The following is a 4,130-nucleotide window of genomic DNA, read 5'->3' on the forward strand; positions in this document are numbered from 1 at the left end:
CAACTAGTCGGGTGGCAGGGTTCGCTGGGCGCCGCTGCCGTCGCCGAGGTGGATAGCCTTTCTGTACCGCGTACTGCTTGCCCTTAAATTGTTTGCCCACGCCCACCGAGATCCGATCGACCTCAGGCGAGGTGTGATCGGCGATTCGACGAAATCATTTCGCGCTGCTCGTCCAGCCCGTCGGCCAGAAAAAGAAGATCGGGCGCGCGCGGACCTCGAGACTAACGAATAGATGCCCGGCAACGTGCTCGAGCAGCGGCGGGGCCTTAAGCCGCAAGCGCTGCTTGATATCGTCGGCGAGCGCTTCCGGCCGGGTGACCCGAATGCCCGGCGGAAGCTCTATCAAGAACTGCACCTTCCCTTGCTCAATCACGGGCATGCCGGCGACGCTGGCCTCGATCCCATAGTTTCTCAGGATCTCAACCAGCATCTTGCCCAGGTTTACATAGCTATGCGCCGCGCTTGCAGGGTCCACGCTGACCGGCAACCCCGTGGGCAGCACGCCGGCAGCGCGTCCGATCAGGTGTTTCACATGCCGCTGCAGCATGTCCAGCCGAGCTATGTCAATCGCCGTTTCTTGGCGCGCCGGCGAGAAGGAGATCAGCCGCATCATCCCCTTGCGTGCGCGCGGCGCCGGGTAGGACGAGTGTGTTAACAGGCGATAGAGACACGCCTGCTCGATGCCCTCCCCGTCCGTATTGAGGCAAAGCTCGATCGCGCAATACGATTCGGCACCCGGTGTGAGCCAAAGCGCTTCGCGGATATCCGTGATACGGACCGCGTCGGTCCAGCCCGGCTCGTGTAGCTCAAGGTCCTTCGCCAAGCCGATTTTATTGAATAGTCCGGCCTCGGGCACGCGTCCCCGCGCGCGGTAGCGCTCCCAAAGCGCGTCCACGCTCCAGGTACAGAGGTTCTGGACCGCTTCCCAAAACAGACACACCTCCTTGGCGGCGGGATCCAAATCGGCTCGCTGCCGCAGCAATCTCGGCGCGACGCACTCCCGATAGGCGTGCTCGATGAGCTTCTGTTGCCACCGTTCCCGATCTAGATCTTCATCGCCCAAGATCGCCGTCCAGTGGCGGCTCCGCCCCTGCCCGAGCAACTCATCCATCACCTCGATAAACAAGCGCGCCAGAAGCTGTGTCGACGCGCGCTGCTCGACGCCGCTGTCAAGTAGCGCCGCCCGAACCTGCGGCATGGTCAAATACACAGCCATAAGGCTAAGCGGCGCTCTCCGCCGCGGCAACCTTCTCGAAGATCACCAAGGGCGGTCCCTGCAAGATCCCGAACTGATCGAGATGGCCCGCGGCACAGGCGGCTATCGTTTCGGCATCCCGGTGCAGCCGTTCGGCGGCCTCATCGACGCGGACGATTCGTTCCTGTTGCACCAGTTCCAACAGCTCATCGTAAATCGCCTCGCGTCCGATCACCCGCCGCTCGGGCGTGAGACCCTCCGCCAAATCAGCCACGGACGGCGGCAGATGCGCCTTAAACCATTCTTCCACGGCGCCCGGGCCGATCGCCTCCCCGCGCTTGGCGAGGTCCCCCGCCTTGGCATCCGATAGCAGGCTGCGGAATGCTTCGATCGCCGCCAATCCCTCCGCCGAGGGGCGCAGCAAAGTCACCTCGCGCTGCGTGAGCGCATCCAAGTGTTCCTGCGCTTTCTTGGCGTGCTGCGAAATCGCCAAGCGGCTATCCCGGACCACGACCAGATTAGCGATCCGCCCCTGTTCCACCGCCTCGCGAAGCTTCGCCAGGCGCGCAGTCAACGGATTGCCAGCCTGGTTACAAAAACTGATATACAGCCGCCCGGCATCAGCCTCGAAGATGAGATCGGCGTATTTGTGGCCGGTGTCCACGACCTGCTTGCCGCGCCCCAAGAGCGCGAGTACCAGCGGTAATCCGTGCGCCAAGGTTTCGTCCGTCTGATGGGAATGACTCGATCGCAGCGCTTGCCCGTACTCGAGAGTGTATTGGAGCGTCAAGAATTCTTCTAATGAGGTCGCCGGCTGCGCTTGGCCGTGGCGCCATTTCTCGAATTCGTCCTCACAAAACGAAATCAACTGACGCGGAGTACAGGCGGGATTCCCATCCATGAATTCCGCGATGCGGTTCGGTTTGAGCGGCCAAAGCTTGTTCGACTGACCTTTGCGCATCTTTGCCACCGCCGGCGCGGAATCTAAACGCACCGGGATCAAGCGTTGCGCCTCCTCCACCGAGAGTGGTTTGAGCAGACCGGCCTTTTCGGCCAGCCGGTCCATGTCGGCGCCCCGAATGATCTCATCGAGCTTGTCCAGAAACGCCGTCTGCACGCAGGAGAGCAACAAGGTGTTGCGCGTCTTGTCGCGAAGCGAGCTGGCCATCCGGCCAAAAGCATACAGACCCTCCACGTCGTCGGGGGACGTTTGCAGCGCTTCCACCTGATCGAAACAGAGGACCAGCGGCGTATTGGAATCCGCGAGCCGGCTCACGGCGCAGACCATATCGAGCGCCTGCTCCTCGGGATCCTCGTCCTCGGGCGCCGCCACCAAACCCAGATCCCGCATCACGCCGTCCGGTAGTACCCCATCGTGCAACCAATCGCGTACGTTCCGCCGATGGCGGCCCAAGGCCAAATGGCGCAAAATCGCACTGAGGTTTCTGCCGAGCGCCGCTTGCTCGTCGAGGCGTTCGATCATAGCTTCTATTTCCTGCTTCGCGCGCCCGGCCTCATCGGTTTTTCCGAACAACCACCAGCGCCGCGGCTTCTGGGGCTGGCGCAGATCGATCCACCATTTCTGGGCTTTCTTCCGGTCCTTGAGAAACTGCGCGAAGCGGTAAAGGAGCAATTGCTCGAGTTGCGACATCCCCAGGCGCGTGGGGCGAAATAGATCGGCCGCGAGGGTGCGGCGAAGATGACGGCACAACATCCTGGCGCCGGAGCGCAGACGCACGGCGATGAACAATACGTTCGGGGGGAGGGGCACGGGCACCGTCGCGGCCATGTCATTCGGCACGCCGTTGAGATTGGTGCGAATGCGCGCGAGCAGATGGGTTTTGCCGCTTCCCGGGAGCCCGTGCAGGAGCACGGATCGGCTGCCGCCGGATCGGCGCACCTGTTCGAGCACCTCACAACAAAGCTCGAACACTCCGGCGTGGATCATCGGTACATCGGATTGCGGCGCCTGCCAGGCATCGGTGACGATGGACTGGGCAAAAGGATTAGTGATATCCATGATGAAGCGTTATTCTTTGAAAGAGATCCCGTTATAGTAATTGCCGCGGCCATCCGTGACCATCGCTTTGCGCTCCGATTCGGTGAGGCTCGCTGGAAAATCGTGGCGAAACAACCATACCCTTCCGTCTTTCGCGAGCCGCAGGAGCGCCCGGTCGAAAGCCGCGTGCTCGTGCGCGAAGCGTGGTTGCGTGCCGCGTAGCTCGCGGGTCGAGACCAACCCGCCATGGCGAAGATCCGCGCTCAAGCGCCGCAATTGCTCCAAGATCTGGTGATCGAGATCCTGTTCCGTGACGGCACTGTCCACGTGCGACGAGACTCCGTCCGCTGCCGGCCGGCCGTAAAGCACGCTCTCTTCCAATAAGGCCCGCGCCGCGGCATAGCTCGCGGAGCGTGTAAGACCGCAGGCCTCAAGCTTGAGGCTTTCCTCCTCGATGGCTTGAACCAAGCGCTGAATCAAGCCACTCAGAAAGGCTTTGGGATCGGGCGGCCTGACGCTCAGGCGCGCCGAACGGCTACCCGGGGCGCGCGGTAGCTCATGTAGCCTCCCCACCCGCAGCAGCCCTTCGATACGCTCTCGCAGCTCCGTCTCGGAAGCGTCCCCCAGGCGTCTGGCCACGCGGCCTCGAAGCGTGTGGATGGGAAGCGCCGCGCCGCGAAGCTCGCGTTCGATGAGGGTGTCGAGGTAATGGCCGCGGTCGCGGTCCCAGTAGCGGAATCCCTCGCCGCGGAGCGGCGCATATCGGAACACGGTTCCGCGGCCGACGTGGTTAGCCACCAGCGCTTCAAGCTCCCGGACCGGCAGATCATGACGCGTACGCAGTCCTGCCTTTAGCTTGGACACCGGCAGCGGGTCGGGACTCGCCGCGAGCAAGCTCAGGATGGCCGCCTCGATGTCGCTTCCCTCCGTATCGGC

Annotated in this window: 3 protein-coding genes; all 3 read right to left on the minus strand. The window is 62.8% G+C overall.

The annotated features are described in order from the left end of the window. Positions 1–154 precede the first annotated feature (154 nt). Positions 155–1,216: a hypothetical protein gene (locus M3436_19750; protein MDQ3566215.1), complete on the minus strand. Its 1,062-nt coding sequence runs from the start codon at positions 1,214–1,216 to the stop codon at positions 155–157. A 4-nt stretch (positions 1,217–1,220) separates the two neighbouring features. Continuing rightward, complete coding sequence (locus M3436_19755) at positions 1,221–3,215, minus strand: ATP-binding protein (protein ID MDQ3566216.1); 1,995 nt, start codon at positions 3,213–3,215, stop codon at positions 1,221–1,223. Between the two features lie 9 nt (positions 3,216–3,224). Beyond that, on the minus strand, positions 3,225–4,130 hold a 906-nt coding region (locus M3436_19760), incomplete at its 5' end, for a hypothetical protein (GenBank protein MDQ3566217.1).

Source organism: Pseudomonadota bacterium, assembly GCA_030859565.1.
Taxonomy (GTDB): Bacteria; Pseudomonadota; Gammaproteobacteria; order JACCXJ01; family JACCXJ01; genus USCg-Taylor.